The organism is Rhodococcus qingshengii JCM 15477 (assembly GCF_023221595.1).
GTDB classification, from domain to species: domain Bacteria; phylum Actinomycetota; class Actinomycetes; order Mycobacteriales; family Mycobacteriaceae; genus Rhodococcus_F; species Rhodococcus_F qingshengii.
Window position 1 is genome coordinate 254,240 of the sequence record NZ_CP096563.1, and the last position, 26,168, is coordinate 280,407.

A 26,168-nucleotide genomic window follows, 5' to 3' on the forward strand; every position below is an offset into this window, starting at 1 on the left:
TCCCTTCATGATCGGTGGCTTGGTGAGTTGATGGTTGAACAAGATGGTGCGCAGAGCAAAGACGTTGTGAGCGAGATGAGTGTCGCGCAGCTGCGTGAGTGGCTTCGCAATTGGATCGCCAACGCGACCGGACAGCCGGCGGGTTCGATCACGGACGATCGCCCGATGGAAGAGTTCGGGCTCGCCTCGCGGGACGCAGTCGCTCTGAGCGGAGACATCGAGGATCTGCTCGGCGTCACGCTGACCGCCACGGTTGCCTATCAACACCCCACCATCGCTTCGCTGGCTACTCGGATCATCGAAGGTGAGCCCGAGGCGCCGGAGGAGACCGTCGACGCCTCGTATTGCGTCTCAGGCGGCACGACGGACGCTCACGACATCGCCATCGTCGGACTGTCCACACGATTCCCCGGTGCCGGGCACACGCCTTCGGACATGTGGGAAATGCTGGCGGCCGGACGCGACGGCATCAGCGACCTCCCCGAGGACCGCTGGGCCGAGTTCATGTCGGATCCCGCCATCAAGGCCGCGGTCGAGAACGCGAACACCAAAGGCGGGTACCTCGACGACGTCAAGGGCTTCGACGCCGAGTTCTTCGCGATGTCTCCGCTCGAGGTCGTCAACGTCGATCCGCAGCAGCGCCTCGCACTCGAACTCGCGTGGGAAGCACTCGAGCACGCTCGCATTCCGGCGAGTGGGCTCAAGGGCAAGCAGGTCGGTGTTTTCATCGGCAGTTCCGCCAACGACTACCAGCTGCTCGCGGTCAGTGATCCGACGACGGCGCATCCGTACGCGTTGACCGGAACGTCGACGGCCATCGTGGCGAACCGGGTCTCGTACTTCTTCGACTTCCGTGGACCGTCCATCGCTCTGGACACCGCGTGTTCGTCTTCGCTGGTTGCCGTTCACGAGGCTGTGCGCTCGCTGCGCAGCGGTGACTCCAACATCGCGCTGGCCGGTGGCGTCAACATGCTGCTGGCCCCTCCCGGAACCCTCGGTTTCGATCAGACCGGGATGCTCGCTCCCGACGGAAAACTGCGTGCCTTCTCCGCTCAGGCTCAGGGCATCGTTCGCAGTGAGGGCGGCGGACTCGTCGTGCTCAAGCGTCTCGAAGACGCCGAGCGTGACGGAGATTCCATCCTCGCGGTGATCGCCGGATCCGCGGTCAACCAGGACGGCCGTTCCAACGGTCTGCTCGCACCCAATCCCGATGCCCAGGCCGACGTGTTGCGTTTCGCGTACCGCGACGCCGGAATCTTGCCGACCACCGTCGACTACATCGAGGCGCACGGAACGGGTACCGATCTCGGTGATCCCATCGAGGCCGACGCGCTCAGTCGTGTCGTCGGTCGTGGTCGTGACGACGACAAGCCGGCACTGCTCGGTAGCGCGAAGACCAACTTCGGGCACCTGGAAGCAGCTGCAGGTGCCGCCGGCCTGATCAAGGTCGTTCTGGCGATGCAGGAAAACAAGATTCCCGCGACGATCAACTACCTGGGCCCGAACCCGCACATCGACTTCGAGAAGTCGCACCTGCAGGTGACGCCCGAGGCCACCGACTGGCCGCGTTACACCGGCAAGGCTGTCGCCGGTGTCTCCGGTTTCGGTTTCGGCGGAACCAACGCGCACGTCGTGGTCAAGGAATACGTGCCTGCCGAGACGGTAGTCGATGAACCGGTTGTGGATGCCCCGGTGGTCGACGAACCGGCAGCAGAGAACGAGAGCACCGTTGTGCTGGCCGTTTCCGGTGCGCTGCCGTCGCGTCGTCGCCGCGCAGCCGCTGATCTGGCCGACTGGCTCGAAACCGAAGAGGGAAGCAAGACGCCCCTCGCCGACGTCGCCCGCACACTCGCGCGTCGCAACCACGGACGCTCGCGCGCCGCTGTTCTGGCGAAGACGCGCTCCGAGGCCATCAGCTCGCTGCGCGCCGTCGCCGCAGGCAAGCCTGCTCAAGGAGTCTTCTCCGCCGACTCGCCGTCGCCCAAGGGCGCGGTGTGGGTGTTCTCGGGCTTCGGCTCGCAGCACCGCAAGATGGCCAAGCAGCTCTACACGGAGAACTCGGCCTTCAAGGCGGCCGTCGACGAGGTCGACGCGCTGATCCAGGACGAGGCCGGTTACTCGATGGTCGAGATGTTCCTCGACGATTCGATCGAGTACAACGTCGAGACCGCGCAGGTGGGAATCTTCACCATCCAGGTCGGTCTGGCCGCGTTGCTGCGTCACCACGGCGCCGAGGCCGAAGCCGTGGTTCCGCACTCGATGGGTGAGGCCGCTGCCGCGTACGTTTCCGGCGGCCTGAACCTGGAAGACGCTGTCCGCGTGATCTGTTCACGTTCACGGCTGATGGGTGAGGCCGAGGGCGCACTTGTCGGTGACGACATCCGTCTGATGGCTCTGCTCGAGTACAGCGCATCCGAGATCGAGGCGCTACTGCCCACGTACCCCAAGCTCGAGGTCTGTGTTTACGCAGCTCCGACGCACACGGTGATCGGTGGACCACAGCCGGACATCGAGGCGATCGTCGCGGCCGCCGAGGCCGACGGCAAGATGGCGCGTGTCCTGCAGACCAAGGGTGCCAGCCACACCTCACAGGTCGATCCGTTGCTCGGCGAGCTTGCCGCGGAGTTGGCCGGTATCGAGCCGACCACGTTGAAGCTCGGCGTCTACTCGTCCGTCGACAAGGACACTTTCTACCGTCCCGGTCACGAGCCGATCCATCAAGAGGCGTACTGGGTCAAGGGTCTTCGCCACAGCGTGTACTTCACCAATGCGGTACGCGGTGCAGTTGCCCACGGCCACACCACTTTTGTCGAGCTTGCACCCAATCCGGTGACGCTGATGTCGGTGGCGGCTACCGCTTTCGATTCGGGCCTGCACGACATGGAGCTCATCCAGACGCTCAAGCGTAAGGAAGACGAGTCCGCGGGTGTTCTTGCCGCTCTCGCGCAGCTGTACGTGCACGGCCATGCCGTGAACCTCGAGTCTCTGCTTCCCGCAGGCGATTTCGCTTCGGTTCCGCGTACCGCATTCCTGCGTAAGCCGTATTGGCTCGACATTCGCGTCAGTGCCGGCGGTTCGGCTCGCGTACCGGGTTCGCACGTCGCTCTGCCCGACGGCCGCCACGTGTGGGAGGTCGACGCATCCGCCGTCACCGATCTGGCTGTGCTCGTGAGCGCTGCTGCCGGACAGGTGCTCTCGGATGTCGCTCTCACCGCTGCCGTTCCCCATGGTGAGCTGGCCGGCGCTGCGACCCTGACGACGACACTCAACCCGCATCCGGGTGGAGCGTCGGTGCAGGTGCACGCTCGTGAGGGTGCTACGTTCCGTCTGCTCTTCGACGCCGTCGTCACGTCGGGTGAGCCGCTGCCCGAGCTGGTCGTCAGCGCGCCGGTCAAGACCAGTGCGCCGATGGAATCCCTGGCCGAGGTCGTCGAAGACGCCGGAGACAAGTGGGATCCGAACGGTTCGCAGAGCCTCGACGACCGCCTCAAGATCGTGGTAGCCGAGTCGATGGGGTACTCGCCGGAGGATCTGCCGGCCGAGGTTCCGCTCATCGAACTGGGTCTCGACTCGCTCATGGCGATGCGTATCAAGAACCGCGTCGAGTACGAGTTCGACATTCCGCAGCTCCAGCTCCAGGCAGTCAAGGACGCGAGCCTCAACGAGGTCAACAAGTACCTGCGCTACGCGATCGACAATCGCGAAGAGGTTCAGGCGATGGCCGACAAGCAGGCCGCGGAGAAGTTGGCGGCCGACGCTGCTGACGAGGATGTTGCTCCCGCCGAGGTGGCAGTGGAACTACCTACCACTGCTCCGGTTGCAGCTGCGCCTTCCGATCCTTCTCGAGCCGGAACTGCCGACGACGCAGGCTCGGACGTTCCGCCGCGAGATGCGGCCGAGCGCTTGACGTTTGCGACGTGGGCGGTTGTCACCGGGAAGTCGGCCAAGGGCATCTTCAACGATCTGCCGATCGTCGGTGACGAGGTCGCCGAGAAGCTTGCTGCTCGGCTTTCCGAGCGTGCCGGTGGCGAGATCACTCTCGACGACGTTCTCGACTCCACCACCATCGAAGAGCTTGCGGACGTCGTTCGCCAGTACCTCGAGGACGACGGCAAGATCGACGGACTCGTGCGTACTCTGCGTGCCCGCCCCGAAGGTTCCACTGCCGTACCGGTATTCGTCTTCCATGCTGCCGGTGGTTCGACGGTGACGTACGAGCCTTTGCTCAAGCGCCTGCCCGCCGGCACGCCGATGTACGGATTCGAGCGGGTCGAGGGCTCGATCGAAACCCGCGCTGCTGCTTACGTTCCGCTGCTGCGTGAGATCCAGGGCGACGGGCCGTACGTGCTGTGTGGCTGGTCGTTCGGTGGCGTGATGTCGTATGCGGTCGCGAAGTTGCTGCGCGAGCAGGGTGCCGACGTGCGTGTGGTCGGGCTGCTCGACACCGTCATGGCCGGCGAGGTCGTGCCGGACACCGAGGCGGAACGACGCAAGCGTTGGGAGCGCTACGGCAAGTTCGCCAAGCGCACCTACAACCTGGATGTGCCGCTGCCGCTTGACGTTCTGGCTTCCACCGAAGCCGACGAGGATCAGATCCAGATCTTGATGGACATGATCAAGATGAGCGGCGCCAAGATTCCCGGCGGCATCATCGAGCATCAGCGGACGTCGTGGTTGGACAATCGCGCCATCCAGACGGCCGAGTTCAGCAGTTACGACGGCGACGTCGTGCTCTACATGGCTGACAAGTACCACGACGAGCTGATGACGCTCGAGCCTGCATTCAAGACCCGCAAGGCAGATGGTGGTTGGGGTGACTACGTGAAGAACCTCGAGGTCGTCTACATCGGCGGGGACCACCTGCAGATCGTCGACGAGCCGTACATCGCGAAGGTTGCGGCAGACCTCACCACCAAGCTGGCCCAGATCGAGACAGCTCAGACCAAAGCAGCGGAAACCGGAGTTCAGAAGTGACGACAACCACCGCGGAGAAGCTCGCTGAACTCCGCGAAAAGTTGGAGAAGGCAAAGGAACCCGGCTCGGCTCGGGCCATTGCCAAGCGCGATGCAGCAGGGCACAGCACGCCGCGCCAGCGCATCGACATGTTGCTCGACCCCGGTAGCTTCATCGAGATCGGTGCCCTGGTGAAGATGGCGGGCGAGGGCAACCCGTACAGCGACGGCGTCATGACCGGTCACGGAACCGTCGACGGGCGTCCGGTAGCCGTGTTCGCGCACGATCAGACGGTGTTCGGCGGTGCCGCCGGAGAGATGTTCGGCCGTAAGGTCGCAGCTGTCAACGATTTTGCGCTGAAGGTGGGCTGCCCGGTCGTCGGTATCAACGATTCCGGTGGAGCTCGCATCCAGGACGCCGTTTCCTCGTTGGCCTGGTACGCCAACATGGGTTCACGTCAGGAGCCGTTGTCCGGCCTGTGCCCGCAGATCTCGGTCATCCTCGGTAAATGCGCCGGCGGTGCCGTGTACGCCCCGATCAACACGGACGTCGTGGTCGCGACCGAAGAGTCGTACATGTTCGTCACCGGACCCGACGTCATCAAGTCGGTCACCGGCGAAGAGGTCAGCCTCGAGGACTTGGGTGGAGCCCGCAAGCAGGCGGAGTACGGAAACATCCATCACGTCGCTCCCGACGAGAAGGCTGCCTTCGACTGGGTGCGTGAGTACCTGAGCTTCATGCCGTCGTCGTGCCAGGAGAAGGCGCCGCTGATCAACCCGGGCCTCGAACCCGAGATCACCGAGTCGGATCTCGAACTCAATGCGTTCATGCCGGATGCCGACAACGCCGGCTACGACATGCACGACATCATTCTGCGGATCTTCGACGACGGCACTTTCCACGAAATCGGAGCCCAGGTCGCGCACAACGTGATCACCGGATTCTCCCGCGTCGACGGCCTGCCCGTCGGTGTCGTGGCCAACCAGCCCACGTACCTCAGTGGCGCCCTCGACGCGGACAGCTCCGACAAGGCCGCCCACTTCGTGCGTCTGTGCGACGCTTTCAACATCCCGCTCGTCTTCGTCGTCGACACACCGGGATTCCTTCCCGGCGTCGATCAGGAAAAGGTCGGCGTCATCAAGCGCGGCGGGCGTTTCCTGTTCTCGTACATCGAAGCCACTGTGCCGAAGGTGACTGTGGTGGTTCGTAAGGCGTACGGCGGCGGTTATGCCGTCATGGGCTGCAAGCAGCTCGGTGCCGACATCAACCTCGCGTGGCCGACCGCTCGTATCGCCGTGATGGGCGCCGAGGGTGCCGTCAACATCATGGGGCGGCGTCAGCTCGCCGAGGCCGGTGAGAATGCACCCGCGGTGCGTGCTCAGCTGATCAACTTCTACAACGAGTTCGTCGCGACGCCGTACATCGCGGCCGAGCGCGGATACATCGACGCGGTGATCGAGCCTTCGCAGACGCGTCTCGAGATCCGTAAGGCTCTGAAGTTGCTCGCGGACAAGACGATCTTCAAGAACCCGCGCAAGCACAACTTGATGCCGCTCTAGTTCTTTTTGTCACCGAGGGCGTCGAACTGGCGGCGTAGCGCTTCTATCGCCGCCAGGACGGCCGGCCTTTCGCTGTCTGTCCGCCAGGCGAGGTAGATGTCTCGGCCGAGCGGCGGAACCGTGTCGAGCATTCGAACACCTTCCGGCGGTACAACTCTCGCCAGACGTGGAATCAATGCGACGGCGAGGCCCTGAGCGACGAATTCGACCTGGGTGGGAAACTCGGCGACCTCGTACTCGATTCGTGGGTCGAACCCCTGCGCGCGCAGGGTCCGGACGGTGAAGGTGTGAAAGTCCGTTCCCCGTGTCCACGTCGCCCAGGCATGCTCGGACAGCTCGCTGAGCGCGACGACCTTGTTCTCCGCCAGCGGATGTGACGCCGGGAGAGCGAGCAGCGCCACGTCGTCGTACACGGGCGTGAAGGAGAGTCCGTCGGGAAGTTCGACGGGCAGAGTGCTCCAACTGTCGACCACCACGACGTCGAGGTCGCGGCGAATCAGTGCGGGGAGCAGTTCTTCGGATTCGCCTTCGTTGAAGGTGATTTCGAGCTGCGGGTGCGCATGCCTGATTTCGGCGATGGCTCGCGGCAGCACCGTCCTGCTGGGGGAGACCAGGGCGCCGATACGTACGCGGCCCGTCACCTCGCTCTGCAGCGACGCGATTTCCGCCTCGGCCTGGGCGAGCGTCGAGAGAACCTCTGCGGTTCGGCGCGCGAGGATTCGGCCCGCTTCTGTGAGTCGCACACCGCGGCCCTGCGGTTCGAGGAGCGGAACACCGACCTCTCGCTCGAGCTTGTTCAACTGCTGCGAAATTCCGGAGGGTGTGACATGCAAGGTGCGGGCGGCAGCCGCTACTGATCCGTTCTCGGCGACGGCGTGCAGGGCGCGAAGTCTTTCGAGATTCAACACAGTAGTAATGCTACCGAATATACGGTCTGAACATTTGCTTGTGCTGAATAGTTAGCGGCAGGAACATTGTCGAGTGACCACACTGACCTCCGCGACCGCGCAGACATCGACACCCACCCGAACTCCTCGGGGGCGCATCGACCCTCGATTGCTCGTCGTCGGAGGCGCAGCTGCGATCTCGATCAGTTCGCTCCTCATCAAGCTGGCCGATGTGGGGCCCTCGACCGCCGTCTTCTTCCGTTGCTTCCTGGCCTTGCCGCCGCTGTTGTGGTTGGCGTGGCGGGAGTACCGCCGGGTGGGCAAGCCGAGCCGGCGGGCAGTCGTTCTGCAGGTGCTCGGCGGTCTGCTGCTCGGGCTGGATTTCGCGTTGTGGTCGCAGTCGATTCTGATGATCGGCGCGGGGATGGCGAGCGTCGTCGTGAACGTGCAGGTGGTCGTGGTGCCCGCACTGTCCTGGTTGGTGTTCGGCCATCGGGTGCCGATGCGGTTCGTCTTCGCCCTGCCGTTCATGTTCACGGGAATCGCCTTGGCGGGCGGCGTGTTCGGGGGTGGGGGAACCGGCGACGACTTGCTGTGGGGAACGGCGCTCTCGCTCGTCTCCGGAATCGCCTACGGCGGCTACATCTTCGTGGTCGGCCGGACGGGCGAGGCGGATCGGGCAGCGAGCCAGGTGTTGATCTCGACGACGTCCGCGGGCATCGCCGGGTCCGTCATCGGATCACTGTGGGGCCGGATCGATTTCGTCCCGGGCTGGGAAGCCTTCGGCTGGCTCGCGGCACTGGCGCTGGTCGGCCAGGTGTTCGGCTGGATGCTGATGGGGCACTCGCTCCCTCGGCTTCCCGCCGAGGTGGGCGCGACGCTCCTGCTCATGCAACCGGTACTCGCCGTACTGCTGGCGGTTGTGCTGCTCGGCGAACGGCCCGGTATCGGGCAACTACTCGGGTGCGTCGTCGTTGTCGGAGCGGTGTCTGCCGTCTCCGTGCGTCGCACCCGAGCAGTCACCCGAGTAGGTAGCGCAGGCTAGTGCACTCGCATCTCGCCGGGCATCCACATGCCCGAGCGGGTTGCGGTGCCCGTCTCCACCTCTGCCGGAACAGCATTCGGGAAGTACCGGTCGTACCGCTCGAGTGATCCCCAGTCCCGCGCCCAGTCGTCCTTCAGGTACGTAGGAACCGTCGTCGCACCGGCAAGAACCTCGGTGAATCCGAGCGGGCCACCGTTGTCCGCAGACTGCCAGGTGTCGGTGGAACTGACCGCAAGAGGACGGTCCGGGAGGATGCGGAAGTTCGGCATCTCGGCCACGCCGTTCTGATGTGTGAACGGACGTTGGCACGGGAACTGAAGGCCGACAGCCCAATCCAGGAGCACCGGCTGCTCGTTGCCGATGTACGAGTTCAGGGACTCGAGCTTGGGCACGCGCGGCGGCGTGAATGCCATCCACTGATCGCCCGTGAGGTTGGGATCGAACGCGACCACCCGAACGGCGTCGGCGTCCGGCGCGAGTTCGTCGATCGGGATACGGACGTTGCGCCACGACGGCGCGGGTCCGATGTCTCGCGGCATGTACGAACCCTGAACCTGCACGGTTCCGTCGGGCTGAGTCCTGCCGTACTCGACCAGAAGTGACTGGCCGTACGTGATCGCACCGGTGTTGTCGACGGACCACACACGCCCGGCGACGGACATGACCACCAGCGGTGATTCTTCACTGCGAGTGGGCAATCCGTACCAACTCGAGATGAGGGAAGCAGGTTCCTGCACGCCGGGCTGGTAGCTGCCCATGACCGGTGTCTTCGACGGATCGAGGCCGAAGGGGAGCTTGGCCGTGCTGCCGTTGACGCCGACGTTGCCGGTGCCGCCGCTGGTTCCGGCGCCGGAACCGGTGGCGAAGGTGGGACCGACACTCTGGCTGTCGGTATTGCCCATGCCCTGCTTGACTTCGATGTAATCCGCAGTCAGATCGCTGGGAACCCCATTGGGGGAGAAGCCCTTCGAATCAACTCCGGACAACGGATCCTCGGCGTTGAATCCGGGAGCGGTCAGAGGCCGCAGATTCCCGGAATTGACGTCGGTCTCGACCAGAACGTCCTCGGCCATGCCGCAGGTCTTGCCCGCGAGTGCCTCGATGTTGCTTCGGCCCAGCGAGTACGCCGGGTACTGCGACACTGCACCCTTGAGTAGCGAGAGCACCTCGAACAGGACCATCAGACCGGCAATCACGGTGAGGGGAGCGGCCGCGAACTTGCGAATTCGTCTGCCCTTGGCCGTGTTCGGCTTCTCGGGCGGGGCGGCAAATCCCTCACGCAGGTACTGCCAGGCGGCAAAGGCCAAGGCGAGAGCAAAGAGCGCGAGGAACAGGGTGTTGGATTCACGGCCGTCGTAGGAGATGGTCTTGTCGAACCACGGCACGCCGTAACTCGAGACGTACCAGTAGCCGTTGATGCCGGCGAACGTCAACGCCAGCATCAGGAGCAGTCCGGCCACGAACACCGAACGGTTACGACGCGAGCGCAGGGCGGACGCGGACACGGCGACGGCGGTCAGCGCGGCGAGAGAACCGGCGATGCCCGCGTACGCACCGAAGTGGTGAGTCCACTTGGTGGGGTTGAACATCATCAGGAACATCGTGCCGAAGACGACGCCGACCAGGCGCCACGACGGACCGGTTGCGGCGCCGGGGACGCGGCCGCGGCGCAGCAACACGAAGAGCGTCGTGAAGAGGCACAGGATCATCGTCAAGAACGCGAAGCGTCGGGCAACCGAGCCGTCGACCGTCTGGACGAAGAGGTAGTAGTAGCGCAGGAAGTCCTGGTACCACTCGAGATTGGGCCCGATGATCGTTCGGACGCGCGTGGCTTCCATGACGCCGGCAAAGGTCTGGTCGGCGAAGATGACCACCAGCACGATGGTTCCGGCAGCGGCGATCGGAGCGAGAAGCGGCAGGGTGCCGACCAGTCGGTGACGCTTGACGACGATGCGCACCAACGGGCGCACACCGGCGAGAAGGGCTGCGATACACATCAATCCGGTGGGTGCGGCGGCAAGAGTGAAGGCGCCGATCAAGATTGCCGTGGCCGCGGGCAGCAGACGTCCGGTGGCGATGGCGCGCTCGATGGAGCACCAGGTGAGCAGTGCGCCGAGAGCCACGATGGGCTCGGGGCGAAGACCGTTGTTGTACGCCAGCCAGAAGGACAGGAACACCAGACCGCCGGTCCAGAGGGCGACGTTGCTCCGGCGAACCGCCCGGCCGAGACGCGGGACGACCTCGCGGCTGATGACCATCCAGCACAGGATTCCGGCGAGCAGAGCGGGCAGACGCATGAACGGGCTCGCGGTCGAGATCTTCGCCATCACGGCCAGCACTTCGTAATACCAACCGAACGGCGCCTCGGGAACGCCGAACCAACGGAAGTAGTTGGCCATGTATCCCGCGTCCGGTGAGACTCGGGCCATGGTGAGGAGGTAGCCGTCGTCGGCGGTGTTCGCGCCGATGAAGTGCCACACGACGAGCGTGCCGACCACCACTCCGTCGATACCGGAGAACTTCCACCAGCGTGCGGGCAGGAAGCGTCGGTGCTTGCGGCCGTCGGTGCCGTCGAGGCGAGCCAGGGCGACCAGCGCGACGATGGTCGAGAGGACGGCCACGATCATCGCGACCAGCTTCAAGACGCTCGGGCTCGACGAGAAACGTGAGTCGATCGTCATCGAGAAGCCGAGGCCCTCGGGGGCAGCGCCGTCGGGCAGGTCGCTGAAGACGCCGACCACCTGCGGGCGGAAGTCACCGTCGAGTTGGCCACGAATCGGGTTGCCGTCGGGATAGGTCAGTCCGACGAACTCTGCCGTGGTTCGGTTGACGTCGGAGCTGAACGCGATGGCGCCACAGCGACTGGACTCGACGTCCTCGCGTGCCGCCGAAGCGACGACGACGTTGCGATCGAGCACGTCGACGCTCGTCGCGGACACCCGGACGAACATCGACGACAGTGCCGCGCCGTCGCCCTGTGCAGGTGCCGTCGACAGCAGGATGCCGCCGCCCTCCGGCAACGAGCTGACCGCGGTACAGGGGATCGATGCGTTGACGTCGATGGGAACCTGCGCCATCAGCGGTGCCTCGACGTCGCCGATCACGCCGTTCTGCGGCCAGTTGACCGAAGCCGTCGTCTGCACGACGGGAAGCAGCGGAGTTGCCAGTGCGAGCACGAAGCCGAGCAAGCCGGCGATGATCGCGACCCATCGCGTGCGATGGAAACGCTCGCGGGCATCCTGACCAGCAGGAGGCGGCGAACTCGAAGTCTGAGGTGAAGCTGTCACGGCGTCGGGCACGGCTACCGATGGTATGTCAGGGCTGAGCGTGGACCTACCGTGCCCAGGTGGTTGGTAGGTCCACGCGTAACAGTTACGACTGGTAACGAATCGGGCCCGGTGTCCAGGTGCCCGATCGAGTCTCGGTGGTGACGTTCATTTGCGCGGGAACCGCGTCCGAATCGAGCGGTGTGTACTGCTCGAGCGAACCCCAGTCACGATCCCAGTCGTTGTCCAGATAGGTCGGCAATGCCCTGGCCGAGAGCAGTTCGGTAGTCCAGCCGAGCGGTCCACCGCCGTAGTGGTCCTGCCAGGCGTTGGTGGACTCCGCGCCGATGCGGTCGGGCAGGATGCGCCACTCCGGGATCTCGGCGACGCCGTACAGGTGATCCACCGGACGTTGGCACGGGAAGGCCAGACCGACAGCCCAGTCCATCAGCACGGGATCGGTGGATCCGACGACGTCCTGCAGCGTGCGCATGGTCGGCACTCGTGGCGGTGTGACCGCCAGCCACTGGTCGGCGCTGATGTCGGTGTCACTGGCCACCAGACGCACGGTGTCGGCGTCGGCGGGCAGCTGATCCATCGGAACGCGCAGGTTGCGCCACGACGGCGACGGGCCGATGTCGATCGGATCGACACGTCCCAGTGCGTCGACGCTCCCGTCTGCCTGCTTCTTGCCGTACTCGACCTGCAGCACTGCGCCGGGGGTGACGATGCCGTCGGAGTTGACGTAGCGGATGCGTCCGGCGGCCGCGACGGTCAGGAGCGGTGCGGCGTCGTTGCGCTCGGGTAGTGAGTACCAACCGGTGGTCAGCGACGCGTTCTGGGGTGCTCCGTAACTACCGAGCACCGGGGTTTTTGCGGGGTCGAGCCCGAACGGGAGCGCGACGTTGCTGCCGTTGACGCCGGCCGTCGACTGCGAGCCACCGGCGGTGCCGGATCCGGTTCCCGGCGTGGTGGTGCCGGACTGCGAGGTCGAGGTGTCGAGGCTGTTTGCACTGCCTGCTGTCGAGTCCTCGGCGTCGGCCGTGAGGTCGCCTGCAACCCCGTCCGGCGAGAACCCGGTTGATTCGCTCGCACCGAATGCACCCGCGCCGGCGAGATCGGTGGGCCGATCCGTCAATTGCAGAACGCCGGCGTTCGGATCGGACTCGACGAGTACCTCACCCGCGAGACCGCAGCTTCCGCCGAAGACGGATTCGATGTTGGACTTGCCGATCGAATACGCGGGGTACTGCGCGACCGCGCCCTTGAGCAGGGACAGCACCTCGAACAGCACGACCGCTCCGGCCGCGATGGTCAACGGTGACGGGGCGAGAAGGCGAAGTCGCCTGGTCTTCTTGACGCTGTCCTCTGTGCCGTTTCGCCGGCGCGGCTCCATGACGTGGTACCACGCGGCCAGCAGCAGCGCGAGAATCGTGAGGCCGAGGAAGGCCGTCGAGAATCCCTTGCCGGCGATTGACGGCGGCTTGTCCCACCACGGGACGCCGTAACTCGAGACGTACCACCAGCCGTTGGAGCTCGTGAACGCCACAGCGAGGATGAACAGGATGCCCGCGGCGAACAGCGCGCGGTTTCGTTTGGAACGCATGCTCGACGCACTCACACCGACGGCAGCGAGGACGGCCACCGTGGCGGCCAGACCGGCATACACACCGAAGTGGTGAGTCCACTTGGTGGGGGTGAACTGCATCAGGAGCAGCGACGCGAACACGATGCCGAGGATTCGGCGCGAGGGCCCGATAGCGGTGCCCGGGATCCGGCCCTTGCGCAGGATCATCATGACGCAGAAGACGAGTCCGACGATCATGACGAACATGCCGAAGCGGCGTGCGAGTGAGCCGTCGGGGGAGATGGTCATCAGTGCGTCCCAACGCAACCGTTCCTCGAACCACGGAACGTTCGGCCCGACGGCCGTTCGCACTCTGGTCGATTCGAGAACTGTCGCGAGGGTTTGATCTGCGAAGACCGCGACGAGCACCACGGTTCCGGCGGCGAGAATCGGCATGATCTGGGACAGGAAGCCGACGCGCTTGCCGCGGGCGATCAGGATCTGCAGGATCGGCCTGGCTCCGGCGATCAGCGCGCCGATGGCGATCAGCCCGGAAGGCCCGGCGGCCAGCGAGAATGCGGCGATCAGCACGGCCATCGCGGCGGGCAACAGACGTCCGGTGGCGATGGCGCGTTCGATGGAGCACCACGTGAGCAGGGCGCCGAGGGCGATGATGGGCTCGGGACGCAGGCCGTTGTTGTACGGCAACCAGAAGGCCAGGAACACGAGCCCGCCCGTCCAGATGGCAACCTTGTTGCGGCGCACCGCAACACCGAGTCGCGGTATCACCTCGCGGCTGATGACCATCCAGCACAGAATGCCGGCGATCAACGCGGGCAGGCGCATCCACATGCTCGCGGTGCTGACCTTCGCGAACAGCGCCAGCACGTCGTAGTACCAACCGAACGGCGCTTCGGGGACTCCGAACCAGCGGAAGTAATTGGCCATGTACCCGGAGTGCTCCGAGACTCGGGCCATGCCGAGCAGGTAACCGTCGTCGGAAGTGTTGGCGCCGAACACATGCCACAGCGCCAGCGTGCCGATAACCAGGGCGTCGATGCCGGTGAACTTCCACCATCGCGCCGGCAGGAACCGCCGCGCACGACGGCCGTCGACGCCGTCGATCCGGTGCAGTGCGTACAGCGAGACGATGGTCGAGAGTGCCGCCACGATCATCGCGAACAGTTTGAGAAGTGTGGGGCTGGACGAGAACCGCGAGTCGACGTCCATGTGGGCGGACAGTCCGGCGGGCGCTGCGCCCTGCAGGTCGGTGAAGATGCCGACAACCTGTGGGCGGTAGTCACCGGTCAGGGTGGTGCCGACGCCGTCGATTCCGGTGACCGCCGCGACGGTCTGCTCGGAGTTGGTCGTGATGGTGATCGCCGTGCACCCGCTCAGTTGATCGAGCGGGGTCGAGATCAATACCGAATCGCGGGTGAGTGCTTCGAGGCGGTCGGCAGTGGTGCGGACGGTGAGGCCGCGGGCGTTTCGGTCCGGCGCGCCGTTCGGCATGGTCGAGAGCAGTGTGCCGCCGCTGCCGCCCAACTGGCCGATGGTGGAACAGGGAATGCTGATGTCGAGCGATGTGGGCGAGTAAGAGATCAGCGGCGACGAAACGCTGTTGACGGTCCCACCCTGCGGCCAGTCGATGCTCGCGGCTTCCTGCTTGACGGGCAGGAAGGGCGTAGCGAGTGCAAGAAGCAGGCCAAGAAGGCCGGTGACTATCGCGATGAGTCGTGCCGTCCGGACTCTCTGGGAATCCGATTCTCGGGGAGCTTCGGGGCCAGTGGGCACGGGTTTCGGGGGCACTACTACTTCAGACGGCACAAGGAACGATGTTAGGCGAGTGCGGGCCCGCACATCCTGAGAGAACTACTCAGGATGCAACTTCCTGTTCGGATTGTGGTGTTTCAAGTGTTCGGGCGATGGTGTCGAGTGAAATACCCAACACTTCCGCGACCGCGCTGATGGTGAAGAAGGCGGGTGTCGCGATGCGTCCGGTTTCGATCTTGCGCAGCGTTTCGACGGAGATACCGGCGTCGAGCGCTACCTGAACCATGCTTCGGTCCCCCCGCGCCGATCGCAGGAGTTCACCCAGTCGTAGTCCTCGTTCGAGTTCTTCCGCCGTCAGCGGCACGCGCACCATGTGCTTATAGTAATACCGGTATAGTTATTCGACAAGGAAGGTGTTCGAAATGGTCGAAATCAAGACCGCAGGGGAAATCGACGCGATGGCGGCGGCTGGGAGAATCACGGCGCAGGCTCTGGCTGCGGCGCGTGAGGCGGCCAGCGTCGGAGTGACGTTGCTCGAATTGGACGCCGTTGCCGCGGAGGTTATTTCGGCGGCCGGCGCCTCGGCGCTGTTCTTGAACTACCGGCCGGCATCGGCACCGACGCCGTTCCCAGGCGCCATCTGTGCGAGTGTGAACGATGCTGTGGTGCACGGTATCCCGAATGAGTACCGGCTTCGCGACGGTGACCTGGTCAGCATCGACTGCGGCGCGAGACTCGACGGTTGGTGTGGTGACTCCGCCATCAGCTTCACTGTCGGGCGGGGGAGTAGTGAGGATCAGGCACTGATCGACGCGACCGATGAGGCACTTGCCCGTGGCATTGCCGCTGCCCAGCCCGGAAACCGATTGGGCGACATCGGTGCCGCGATCGGACAGTACGCGCGCGGCCGCGGGTACGGCATGCTGGCCGATCACGGTGGGCACGGCATCGGCCGCGAGATGCACGAAGGCCCGGACGTGCCCAACGAAGGTCGAGCAGGCAAAGGCTTCCGGCTGCGTCCCGGCCTGGTCATCGCCATCGAACCGATGCTCATCGCCGACGGAACCGACGACTACCGGCACGACGCCGACGGGTGGACCCTTCGTACCGTTTCGGGTGCCCGGGCTGCGCACAGTGAGCACACGGTCGCGATCACCGAAGACGGTCCGGTGATCACGACCCGCTGATCAACCCGCTCAGCTCTGGTTGGAGGTCTTGCCGCTCACGAGGTCTCGTACGTCCCACACCCACACGTCGTCGACGCGCTTGGCGTCGAAGCCGACCAGCTCGTCGACCGTGTGGCGCAGGGCGTCGTCGCCGGAGAATCGGGGAAGCACCAGTACGTCGGCGTGCCAGTACCGCAGGTCGGTCAGTGCGTTCGCTCTGGTGCCCACGTCGATCAACGGGACCTTGCCGGTTTGTTTGGCATTGACCAGCAGGGTCGAGGTGGGCCGGGACTCGGCGCCGTAGATTCCGGCGCGGGTCTTCGAATCCGGGCCGACGAAGTACCCGCCGGCGATGGGGAAGCCGAAGTCGGCGTCGACCTGCCAGCTCAGTGCGCGGGCGTCTTCGGCGCTCGCGACGGGAACCGTCACCAGGGTGCCGTCGCTGACGTAGTTCTCCCACGAGCCGCTGGTGATGAATTCGGGCGTCGCAGATCGCTGATCGGCGTCGATGGGGGTCGGGATCAGGGGAATCATCGCGACGGCGAGAGCCACCAGCCAGACACCGGCTGCCGTGCGGCGCGGTCCACGAAGTTCGACAAAAGCGCGGTAGGTGCCGAGGGTGAGCAGCAGCCCGATCGCCGGAATCGCGCCCATCGCGAATCGGGATTCGAGCACCGATTCGAACAACGGCAGGTCGGCGAGGAGTTTCCACGGCAGAGTGATGCCGGTCTTGTCACCGTCGATGGTCAGTTCGGAACCGAGTGAGAGCACACCCATGACCACGATCACGGCGGCAGCCGCGCGGGTCAGGCGGATGCGCCACAGCCACACCGTTGCACCGAGAAGCAGGAGCACCAGCGGCCATCCGAAGTACGCGTTCTCCTCGGTCGGGTTCATTCGGAACTCCGCGCCCTCGGGGTCGCCCGCAACCGATTCGGTCGGGAACGTGGTGAGTGCAGCGGTGTCGTTGCCTGCCTGACCGTGTGAGACGCCGTCGTAGCTCGCTGGGCCGAAGAACTGCGACCACAGCGGCACCGCAGTGATCAGGAGTGTGACCGCGCCGCCGATCACGAGGCCGGGCATCGCGCGCTTGATCGCCTGGCGCGACTTGGCCAGGCCGGGCAGTGCATAGGCGGCGCCGAACACCATGGCTGACATCGTGAAGATGAGGAGCGGTTCTTCGCCGAGGAAGATCTGCCAGGCGACGAGTAGGCCGAGGACGACACCGTCGCGAACCGGACGCTTGCCGTTCGAAATGCGCACTACCTGCAAGAATATGAACGGAAGTACGAAGAACGCGACGAAGTTCGGGTGGCCGTTGGCATGCGAGATCATGGCGGGCGCGAATCCGCAGAACCCCGCTCCGACGGCGGCGGCGACCTTGGAGCGGACGGAGACTCCGGTCAGTACGTGCCGCGAGAATGCCCAGTACCAAGCGATGGCGGTGCCGCCGAGGCCGGCAGTCAGTCCGATCGCATACGTGGCTGTCGGTCCGAAGATCAACGTGATCGGGGCCAGCGGGATGCTGATCCCGAACATGGCGGTATTGGCCATCAGGTTCACGCCGAGCGGGTAATTCTGCAGGTCACTGAACAGTGGGCTGCGGAACTGGGCGAGGGCGTGAGCGGTATCGGCGAAGAACCATTCCCACATGGCCTGGTCGCGGCCCGCGTTGAACAGATAGCCGGACTGCAGATCGCTCCACAGGTTGGACATCACGTAGATCGCCGCAACGGTGAACGTCGCCATGATCGCGAGGTCGACCAGACGACCGCGCTGGACGACCGAGCGCCGCACTGCTGAACGGACTCGCCCTGGACGTGCTTCTTCGAGCAGTTGGACGTCGGGCAAGGTCTCGGTCATGCAGTCGGTGCCTTTCGGTTCTGGCGCCCATCCCTGAAGTGGCGATCTCAGAAGTTCGGGGTGGCCTACTTAGGTCTCGATTCGATAACTTCCACTGTCAGAGTAACGAACAAAACGGTTCGCGTCCGCGAGCGGGCGCAGTCAGCGGGACAAACCGGTCCGCCCGACTTGTCCGGAAAGTAATGTTTTCGTGCACCGTTTGACGGGTTCGTGACCGGGGTATCGCAACAAGGATCTTGCTCGCGTTTGTTCAGGCAGCCCCGACGAATCCCATCCTCGACGAAGAGTTGGAACCTACGTCCGGGGCCTATACCGGATGGGATGGTGCTTGTGCATGTCGAAGACAGCAGTTCGTAGTAGCGCAGTAGGAGCAGTGGCCTTGTTGGCCGTTGTCCTGGGGGGTGGGACGGCGTCGGCAGGCGTTGACAACACCAGTTCGATCACCGACGTCAAAGGGAATCGGATAGAAGTCTTCCAGGCTGATACCGCTATCCACGTCTTTCCGCCTCTCGACAGCTCACCGCTGAGCGTCGAGTTCTTCCACGACGGGGTTGCCGGCGTGAAGATCGACGGCCCGGATGCAGCAAGTTTCACCGGAACGAAGCTGACGATCGGTTATCAGATCGGTTACCCGATCGCGTTGACCGGCGCGACGGTCGTTCTCAACAGTCCCGGTCTCGACTGGGCGATCGACAGTGGCACCGACATCGGCATCGGACTCATCCCAGACCCGGCACTGGGCGTGGACTTCACGAATCACGTCATTCTCGGCGGGGACATCATTCCGTCGCAGGAACTTGACGTCGATCTGGCGCCCGGCGGAATCACCGACGTCGCGCTGCTCGAGGATCAGACATTCGACGGTCCCGAGGCCGCTGTCCGTCTGTCCGGAGTTCACGGTTACGTACAGGGAGCAATCGGGCCGGTGACCATCAGGCCGTACGCGAAGGCTGTCACGTCGAATGGCGATACCGTCGTCACTTACGGTGTACCGCAGAGGCTTTAGCGAAAGCGGATGCTCCCGCCGTCACGCTGCAACAGCGTGATGGTGGGAGTTTTCCGCGTTCCTTGTGGTCGAATCGGCGCCACGAATCGGCGAAGCGTCCGCCCAGTGGGCACTACGGGAAACACTGACGAGTTTCGCGACCAACCGTGCCGCGATCCACACGAGGTACACGGCGGTGATCAGAAGCAGAAGTGCCCAGTCGTGCGCGAAGAATCCGACTATCCCGCCGATCGTGAACGCGAGGGCGACGAAGACGACCCGTCCGCCCACGTCGGTCTCGACCAGATACTCGGGTTCGATCGGATCGTCGGGTTCACTCGATTCATCGACGTCCTCGGATGACTCGGCCCTGGACTTCTCGTGGTGTTCGGTGGGGATCTCGAGTAGCTCGCCCCATTCGAGCACCGCAACGGTGTGCGCGGTGTCGGTCGGGATCGCGCGGTAGTCGCGGGACTCGGACACGTCGATGAGAGCCCTTGCCAGAGTGAGTACTTCGATGCGATTGCGAATCGCGACGCTCAACACTTCATGGAAAGCCTGCTCGCGCCCGAACGGTTTGCCGCGCGCAATGACCAGAACATGCTCTGCGGAATCGAGAACTGCACGATGCGGTACAAGCTCGCGGCTTTGCGCAACGAGTTCGCTCACTGTCATCACCTACCCCGCCGGTGGTTGATGCGGCCGTTTGCTCGACTGCGCTTGGAGGGGCTGAGTACCCCGGCAGTTTCGGAAACAAACTCGCCGGACAGCGTGTCAGATTTGCGCAGCCGGGGCCGAGAGTGCTCCGAGGCAACTTTCGATCAGGTCGGCAACGATCACGTGAGCACGTTCGCGGCTGTCGACGCGGCCTTCCCACGTGGCAAAAGTGACGACGGTGAGCACGGTCAGAGTTCCCGCCCGAAGTTCGGCGATCTCTGCCGGTAACGAGGACGCAGCGACTATCCGCCGCTGAACTTCGCGGAAACTCTCGGCCTGCATGTGGTCACGGATAGTCGACGACATCGCCGGGTCGAAGATCGACTGCACCAGGAACCGCGCGTACAACGTGCCCTCGCGGTAGATGGTCTGTTCCGCCAACGGCAGGACGAGAGCCTCGACGAGGGCACGCATCATCGGTGGATTCGCGTCGAGATCGATCGCGTCGAGCAACTCACGACGACGCTCACCGGCAGGTCGCATTCTGGACTCGACGACGGCCGCCAGCAAACCTTCACGTGACCCGAAGTGATACTGCGCAGCCGATTTGTTGGCCTGCCCGGCTTCGGTCTGAACATCACGAAGAGTCAGAGCGGCCAGACCTCGCTCGGCAACCAGACGCTCGGCTGCATCGATCATCGCCGCTCGGGCATCGGTTCGGGGCACGGTATGAAGTTAGGGGTGCGTCGGGGTCGCGTCAACGACCCCGACGGTAAGCCTTTTGTGACGTATCTCCTGGTTAGATTGCGTCAGAGCGGGTAACGACCACAAACGGCCCCTGCTCGGTCACGGTGAAACGAGGATCGTCGAACAGTTCCTTGGGGAACGTGACCGTGTAGCGGCGGACGTTCGGGTCGTTGGGGTAGACGTCCTCTGCCAACCGCAGCGTGTACCCGTCGGCGCCCTGGCGGAAGACGAAGGCGTCGGGGCTGCGCCACGGCGCCGAGTCCAGCGCAGTTACCAGTTCGTCAGGCGTCTTCAGCTCCGACCACTGCTCGATCAGCGCAGCGCGCGCACGGAAATCGGCGAGCGGGTTCGCGTAGTGCGACGTCAGTCCTTGAAAGCCGAAGTACGGGTAGAAGCTCAGGAAGCCGATGTCGGCAGTGAGGACCACCGTGTCATGGGGTTCGCGTCCCAACTGCTCGCGAATGATCCGGTCGATGTCGGCGTAATTGGCTTCGGCACCCGGGGGTCGCTTGTCCCCGCGCTCGCCGTTGCCGTCGGTATCGCTGTATGCCACAGCGATATCCGGCGCCAGCACCTGCGGGATGTTCTGCGCGAAGGCGATGGCTCCGATGACACCGAGTGCAACCAGTACCGCTTTGACGCGAGGATTTTCGCTGGTGGCCAGCACGATCCAACCGGCGAACTCGAAGAAACCGAACACACCGGCGGCTGCAAGGAGTCCGATCAGGACCGGCTCCAGTCGGAAACCGAGGAGCGTACTGCCGGCGACGGTGAACGTCATGGACAGCAATGCCCACAGGTACACGGCAATGACACCGATACCGAGTGCTCGGGCGCGGCGGGAGAACAGGAACCGCGAAATCAGCCAGATCGTGCCGAGTAGGCACAGCCCACCGACGAGGGTGAAGCTCAGCATCGGGAAGGGCAGTACCGCACCGGAATCGGGAAGATAGTGGAATGCCGTGCCGGATTCGGAAGTTGCCCCTGAAAGTGCTTTCAACAGGTACGGAGTCCAGACCGTGAGGGCCACTACCCCTGCGATCGCGGCGATCACTACCAGTCGGATCAGCGGATTCAGCGCTGCCTTCCACGTGTTTTTGGCCTTCGCTGCCATTACTGCTGCGACGACGGCCATCAAAGTGACTGAGAAGGCGGCAAAGGCGAGGTACAACGTGTAGACCGTTGCGGCGAAACCGAGGAACAGGCCCGTCCCGAGTATTGCGCCGGCTCCGGCAAATCGAGATGCCCCCGGCCGGTCCAATGCGCCCCACGCGAGGATCAGCACCGGCGGGATCAGGAGGTTGATGACGGCGCCGTACGCCTCGGGGGAGTTGTACGCCAACACGACGGCAGTGACGGCCAAGGCCGCGACGACGGCCCAATCGCGTCGAATCAGCTTGGTCCACAACACGAGTGCAACGACGGCGACGACAGCCAACGAGCCGATCGCGTAGGGCTTGAAGGCTTCCCAGCCGTCCATTCCCAGCAGGTTCGCGACGCGTCCACCGATCCAGAACCAGCCGGCCGGGTAGAACGGCGGCAGATCCACGTACGTCATGTCCTGCAGCGCAGCAGAATCCGTCAGCCGGGTCAGGTACTCGGTCCGGAACTGCTGATCGACCGAGACGCCGTGCAGATACAGACTCGTCGCGGCGAGGGGAAGTCCGAGCGTCGTGGTGACGAAGCCGGAGAGCCCGGCCCACGAGAGGAGTTTTGCGACCCGCTCGGCCTTGCGGGCGCGGAACATCAGAACCGCAACACCGACCACTGCGATGCAGAGCACCTGCAGCACCGTCGTGACTGCCTGCGTGACATTGGAAGAGGTGAACGCCGGCCACTGCACTCGGCCGAAAGCAAAGAGCCCGACAGCGGCTACAACAGCGGCGACCAGCGCTCCGAGGGCCATTTCCACCACCGTCGCCGCGGCATTACGCCACGGCGACGGGGTCGAAAGGTCTGTACTCGGAGCAGTTGTTGTTTCTGGCACGGGAGGAGCTTAAACCGGCAACTTCCGGAAGATCGGGCGCGGCACGTGGCGAAGACCCATCATGACGAAGCGCCACGGGCCGGGAGTCCAGACGATTTCCTTGCCCTTGTCCGAGGCGGCAACAGCGAGCTTCGCGACGATGTCCTTATTGACCGTCAGCGGAGCTTCCTTGACGTGGGCACTGAACTGCGTGCGCACCATGCCGGGGCGAACGACGGTGACCTGCGGTCCGAATTCCGCGAGAGCCTCGCCGAGTCCGAGGTAGAAACCGTCGAGGCCCGCCTTGGTGGAGCCGTAGACGAAGTTGGCACGCTTGACGCGCTCGCCGGCAACCGACGACATCGCGATGATCTTGCCGAAGCCCTGAGCCTTCATCTTCTCGCCGAGAAGAACACCGACCGAGACGGAAGCGGTGTAGTTGACGTTTGCCACCAGAACGGCCTTGCGCTGGTTCTGCCACAGCTCTTCGGAGTCACCGTCCAGTGCGAAGGCGACGATGGCGACATCGACGTCACCGTTCGAGAACGCCTGGTCGATCACCTTCGGATGCGACTCGAAATCAACGGCGTCGAAGTCGATGAGCTCCACCGAGGTGGCACCCTTCGCTTCGAGCTGCTTGACCGCAGCTTCGCGTCCCGGATCGCCGGGGAGTGCCGCCAGAACGACGCGGAGCGGCGCCTTCTTCAGGTACTCCTCACAGATGGCGAGGCCGATCTCGGAGGTTCCACCGAGAAGCAAAATGGTTTGCGGGTTACCTACAGCGTTGATCACAGTTCCAGCCTTCTGGACATATCGGAGGCGAAAACGCCTGTGGGGTCGTACTTGCGGCGCGTCGCGATCCACTCGTCGATACGCGGGTACATGGCGTGGAAGGTTTCCGCGGACGTCCGCGAGTCCTTGGCCGTGTACAGGCGTCCGCCGAATTCGAGGACACGCTTGTCGAGTTCGGTGACGAACTCGTTCAGGCCCGGCTTGATGCGGAAGTCGACGCAGATGTTCCAGCCCGGGATCGGGAAGCTCAGCGGCGCCTGGTTGCCCTCGCCGAAGAGCTTGAACACGTTGAGGAACGAGTAGTGCCCGCTGCGCTGGATGTCGACGATGATCTTCTTGAACTCGTCGACGGCCTCCGGCGGAACCACGAACTGGTACTGGAGGAATCCGTTGGATCCGTACGCCCGGTTCCACTCACCGAACATGTCGAGCGGGTGGTAGAACTGCGTCAGATTCTGGACCTTGCCGCGGTACTTGCCGGACTTGCGGAACCAGACCTCGCCGATCGCGGTGAAGTTGAACTTGTTGGCCAGCCCGTTGGGGAAGACGTCGGGGAACGTCAGCAACTGCGGTGCGTCGAAGGCGAGCGGGTTCTTCTGCAGCTTGGCCGGAAGCTGGTCGAGCTTCGCCAGAGATCCGCGCGAGACTGCCGCACGACCGAGCTTCGGGGGCGCGGAAATCGCGTCGAACCACGCGCTCGAATACTCGTAGTTGGCCTCACTGCCGTCGCTGTGCAGCGCGATGGTCTCGTCGAGGCTGTTGGTGACGTCGCCGTCGGCGATGAAGTACGCCGTCTCGGTCGGTGTCATCTTGATGGTTGCCCGCAAGATGATGCCCGTCAGGCCCATGCCGCCGATCGTGGCCCAGAACAGTGCGGCCTTCGGGTCGTTGCGCCCGCCCTTGGGGGTGAGCGTGCGAACCTTGCCGTCGGCCGTCAGCAGATCCAACGACACGACGTGGTTGCCGAAGCTGCCCGCGCTGTGGTGGTTCTTGCCGTGGATATCCGAGCCGATGGCGCCGCCGATCGTGACCTGACGAGTACCCGGCAGGACCGGAACCCACAGGCCGAACGGCAGAGCAGCCTTCATCAGCTGATCCAGATTCACGCCGGCGTCGACGTCCACCAGAGCGGTGTCGCGATCGATGCGATGAATGCGGTCGAGTGCATTCATGTCGATGACCAGCCCGCCGGCGTTCTGCGCCGGGTCACCGTACGAGCGGCCGAGGCCGCGCGCGATGACGCCGCGTCGCAGATGCGATGGCTTGGAATCGTTCTGTTCCGCAACCTGGGCGACCGCGTTGGCGATCACTTCCACGTCGGGGGTGGACAGCACCTGTGCAGTGGTGGCGGCGGTGCGTCCCCAACCGGTGAGGGTGCGGGCTTGGGTGTGGAGAGCCGGCTGCGGCGTCTCTTCTGCTGTCGTGGACATCAAGGTAGAGGTTACCTGGGAGTAGTGCCGACGGCTCCGACTCGAGTGGTTACTCTCGTCGTCGTGCCCGAAACACCTGCAAGTCACCAGCACGAACCCCACGTCCCGCTGCCCGTCGAGATTCCTGTCACGACGGACATCGCCGACGACGCGTTGGACCTGAAAACGCAGATCGTCCGGTTCGTCGCGACGGGTGGGCTGTCGGCGGTCGTGGACTACGGGCTGTACGCATTCCTGTTCAAGGTCGTCGGCCTCGATCTGAGCGTGGCCAAGTCGATCAGCTTTATCGCCGGCACTACGACGGCGTATCTGATCAACCGGCGGTGGACGTTCAAGGCCGAGCCTTCTCGCGCCCGCTTCATCGCTGTTGTCGTGCTGTACGCGGTCACTTTTGCGGTTCAGGTCGGGCTCAACGCGCTGATGGTGCATGTGCTCGCCGACGAGTGGTGGCGCATGCCGCTGGCCTTCGTCATCGCGCAGGGCACCGCGACGGTCATCAACTTCATCGTTCAGCGGGCAGTGATCTTCAAGATCAAGTAACGGTTCGGGGTGGATTAGCGCATTCGTCCGGTTTCTCGAGAGAGAATCGAGCGCATGATCATCGTTCTCGATTCTTCGGCCCTGACCAGGGGTGCACGGTTCGACACTGCCATCGCCGACGCTCGCGCACTCGGACACCGCGTCGTCGTGCCGCGATTGGTCGTCCTCGAGGTTGCGAGTCGCTACCGCGAGGAATCGGCGGAGATGATCGCGGCCCTGAGCGTCCAGGCGCGCATGTACGACCGACTGGGGTTGCGGCGCGACCTCACGAGGTTCGTCGACGCTGCTCACGACAAGGCCGACGGCTACGTCGACGACGTGATCGAAGACCTCGTGGCGATCGGCGTCGAAGTGGTTGATCCAGTCGACGTGTCGCATGTCGAGGTGGCCGAGAGGGCGATCTCGCTGCGTCGGCCCTATACCGACAAGAAGAAGCGAGACGGATATCCGGCGACGCTGAACTGGCTGACCGTGCTCGATCTCGCCGACCGCAACCCGGAGGTCGACGTCATCTGGGTGAGCTCCGACGCACGGGCATACGGCGACGGCGAAGACGGGGTCTGGCACGGCGATCTCGCGCGTGAGCTGGCGTCGCGCGGTCTGGAGTATCGGGTCCGCTGGGCGTCGGACATCCCGGTGATCGACGGACCGGTGCAGGTGGAGCAGGTGGCGGAGGTCGAGGAAGCCGCTGAGGTCGCGCCCGAGGCCCCGGTTGCTCAGGGCTTCGTGGAGCCGGAAGCGGTGGTTCCAGCCGAGGTTCCCGAACCCGCGGCACCTGCAGCAGCCCCCGCCCCCAAGCCTGTTCAGCGCGCAGCGCGGACGAGAGTTGCGCCGCAGCGCATCGAACCCGCCCCGAAAGCTCAGTCCGGTGGACTGCGCGGTCTGGGTAAGGTCATCGGCGGGCGGAAACGAAAGGTCACGATCGTCGACGATCTCGACGAAGTCGACCTCTTCGGTGCCTGATCGCTTCTA

General features: G+C 64.4%; 17 protein-coding genes. 7 read left to right on the forward strand and 10 right to left on the reverse strand.

Going from position 1 to position 26,168, the window contains the following annotated elements:
- Window positions 1-30: 30 nt before the first annotated feature.
- Together pks13 and M0639_RS01105 are read left to right on the forward strand one after the other, a co-directional pair.
- Window positions 31-4,974: a polyketide synthase Pks13 gene (pks13, locus tag M0639_RS01100; RefSeq protein ID WP_064073590.1), complete on the forward strand. Its 4,944-nt coding sequence runs from the start codon at window positions 31-33 to the stop codon at window positions 4,972-4,974.
- Entirely contained in the window at window positions 4,971-6,512 is a 1,542-nt protein-coding gene (locus M0639_RS01105; protein ID WP_003943957.1) for an acyl-CoA carboxylase subunit beta, read from the forward strand. Before pks13 ends, M0639_RS01105 begins: the two co-directional genes overlap by 4 nt.
- On the opposite strand, the gene M0639_RS01110 is transcribed toward M0639_RS01105, so the two are convergent.
- On the reverse strand, window positions 6,509-7,420 hold the full coding sequence (locus M0639_RS01110) for a LysR family transcriptional regulator (RefSeq protein WP_007731813.1): 912 nt from the start codon (window positions 7,418-7,420) through the stop codon (window positions 6,509-6,511). The two genes, M0639_RS01105 and M0639_RS01110, sit on opposite strands and share 4 nt — an antisense overlap.
- A gap of 73 nt (window positions 7,421-7,493) precedes the next feature.
- Here M0639_RS01110 and M0639_RS01115 point away from each other — a divergent pair, with 73 nt between their 5' ends.
- The gene (locus tag M0639_RS01115) at window positions 7,494-8,444 is read left to right on the forward strand and encodes a DMT family transporter (RefSeq protein WP_058038048.1); all 951 of its coding nucleotides are present in this window, start codon (window positions 7,494-7,496) and stop codon (window positions 8,442-8,444) included.
- On the opposite strand, the gene M0639_RS01120 is transcribed toward M0639_RS01115, so the two are convergent.
- The 3 genes from M0639_RS01120 to M0639_RS01130 form a co-directional block, all read right to left on the reverse strand.
- Window positions 8,441-11,743 carry an arabinosyltransferase domain-containing protein gene (locus M0639_RS01120; protein ID WP_058038047.1) on the reverse strand — a complete coding sequence of 1,101 codons (3,303 nt, stop codon included), beginning with the start codon at window positions 11,741-11,743 and terminating at the stop codon, window positions 8,441-8,443. The genes M0639_RS01115 and M0639_RS01120 overlap by 4 nt on opposite strands.
- 73 nt (window positions 11,744-11,816) lie before the next feature.
- Window positions 11,817-15,071, reverse strand: coding sequence for an arabinosyltransferase domain-containing protein (locus M0639_RS01125; RefSeq protein ID WP_064073659.1), 3,255 nt, complete (start codon window positions 15,069-15,071; stop codon window positions 11,817-11,819).
- Window positions 15,072-15,153: 82 nt separating this feature from the next.
- Complete coding sequence (locus M0639_RS01130; RefSeq protein WP_003943854.1) at window positions 15,154-15,423, reverse strand: helix-turn-helix domain-containing protein; 270 nt, start codon at window positions 15,421-15,423, stop codon at window positions 15,154-15,156.
- A 49-nt stretch (window positions 15,424-15,472) separates the two neighbouring features.
- Between M0639_RS01130 and map the strand changes: the two genes are divergently transcribed.
- Window positions 15,473-16,237: a type I methionyl aminopeptidase gene (gene map, locus M0639_RS01135; RefSeq protein WP_064073658.1), complete on the forward strand. Its 765-nt coding sequence runs from the start codon at window positions 15,473-15,475 to the stop codon at window positions 16,235-16,237.
- A 9-nt stretch (window positions 16,238-16,246) separates the two neighbouring features.
- Here map and M0639_RS01140 read toward each other — a convergent pair whose 3' ends face one another.
- Complete coding sequence (locus M0639_RS01140) at window positions 16,247-18,079, reverse strand: hypothetical protein (protein WP_042921226.1); 1,833 nt, start codon at window positions 18,077-18,079, stop codon at window positions 16,247-16,249.
- Window positions 18,080-18,413: 334 nt separating this feature from the next.
- Between M0639_RS01140 and M0639_RS01145 the strand changes: the two genes are divergently transcribed.
- On the forward strand, window positions 18,414-19,085 hold the full coding sequence (locus tag M0639_RS01145) for an MspA family porin (RefSeq protein WP_231915108.1): 672 nt from the start codon (window positions 18,414-18,416) through the stop codon (window positions 19,083-19,085).
- Between the two features lie 21 nt (window positions 19,086-19,106).
- Here M0639_RS01145 and M0639_RS01150 read toward each other — a convergent pair whose 3' ends face one another.
- The 5 genes from M0639_RS01150 to dprE1 form a co-directional block, all read right to left on the reverse strand.
- Entirely contained in the window at window positions 19,107-19,739 is a 633-nt protein-coding gene (locus M0639_RS01150; RefSeq protein WP_202022615.1) for a hypothetical protein, read from the reverse strand.
- A 99-nt stretch (window positions 19,740-19,838) separates the two neighbouring features.
- On the reverse strand, window positions 19,839-20,447 hold the full coding sequence (locus M0639_RS01155; protein WP_230793310.1) for a TetR family transcriptional regulator: 609 nt from the start codon (window positions 20,445-20,447) through the stop codon (window positions 19,839-19,841).
- 73 nt (window positions 20,448-20,520) lie between these two features.
- The gene (locus M0639_RS01160; protein WP_037131227.1) at window positions 20,521-22,374 is read right to left on the reverse strand and encodes a galactan 5-O-arabinofuranosyltransferase; all 1,854 of its coding nucleotides are present in this window, start codon (window positions 22,372-22,374) and stop codon (window positions 20,521-20,523) included.
- Between the two features lie 90 nt (window positions 22,375-22,464).
- Window positions 22,465-23,226: a decaprenylphospho-beta-D-erythro-pentofuranosid-2-ulose 2-reductase gene (gene dprE2, locus M0639_RS01165; protein ID WP_064073588.1), complete on the reverse strand. Its 762-nt coding sequence runs from the start codon at window positions 23,224-23,226 to the stop codon at window positions 22,465-22,467.
- Window positions 23,223-24,656, reverse strand: a complete 1,434-nt coding sequence (dprE1, locus tag M0639_RS01170; RefSeq protein WP_064073587.1) for a decaprenylphosphoryl-beta-D-ribose oxidase — start codon at window positions 24,654-24,656, stop codon at window positions 23,223-23,225. The genes dprE2 and dprE1 overlap by 4 nt, the downstream gene beginning before the upstream one ends.
- Window positions 24,657-24,719: 63 nt before the next feature.
- Here dprE1 and M0639_RS01175 point away from each other — a divergent pair, with 63 nt between their 5' ends.
- Both M0639_RS01175 and M0639_RS01180 read left to right on the forward strand, forming a co-directional pair.
- A complete protein-coding gene (locus M0639_RS01175; protein WP_073513418.1) occupies window positions 24,720-25,196 on the forward strand; it encodes a GtrA family protein in 477 nt (158 codons plus the stop codon).
- 54 nt (window positions 25,197-25,250) lie between these two features.
- On the forward strand, window positions 25,251-26,159 hold the full coding sequence (locus M0639_RS01180) for a PIN domain-containing protein (protein ID WP_064073586.1): 909 nt from the start codon (window positions 25,251-25,253) through the stop codon (window positions 26,157-26,159).
- The last annotated feature ends 9 nt before the right edge of the window (window positions 26,160-26,168 follow it).